Annotated in this window: 1 protein-coding gene; it reads right to left on the bottom strand. The window is 48.1% G+C overall.

What is annotated here, in order from left to right:
* A partial coding sequence (locus D8863_RS11005; RefSeq protein WP_185761497.1) for an NAD(P)/FAD-dependent oxidoreductase occupies positions 1–509 on the bottom strand: 509 nt, incomplete at both ends.

Genomic DNA, 509 nt, shown 5'->3' on the forward strand with positions numbered 1-509 from the left:
GGTTTCGTAGTGTTCGTCGACTAAGATACCGCCACGTAGTCCCAGTTCAATCCCTGCAGCCTTAGCCAGTCCATTTTCAGGTTCAACACCGACAGAAAGGATGGTGAGGTCAGAAGTGATCTTTTGACCGTTTTCGAGAACGATGACTTTTCCCTGGCCTCCAAATCGAGTCGCAGACTGAGAAGTGATAACGCGAACGCCGTTTTTAACCAATTCTGCTTGGATAAAGGCTGCCATTTCGTGATCTAATGGTGGCAAGACATGGGGTGCTTTCTCAACGATAGTAACTTGCAATCCACGTTTCGCAAGGTTTTCAGCCATTTCAAGCCCGATAAAGCCTGCACCGATAACGACAGCTTCTTTTGGATGATTGTCCAAGGCAGCCATAATCTCGTCAAGATCGGGAACATTGCGGAGCGTGTAGGTGTTCTTAGCTTCTGCCAAGCCTTCAATGGCAGGAACAAATGGTTTAGCTCCTGGGGAGAGGATCAACTTGTCGTAGCTTTCTG

The sequence above is a fragment of the Streptococcus oralis genome, from assembly GCF_003943825.1.
Lineage (GTDB): Bacteria > Bacillota > Bacilli > Lactobacillales > Streptococcaceae > Streptococcus > Streptococcus oralis_CD.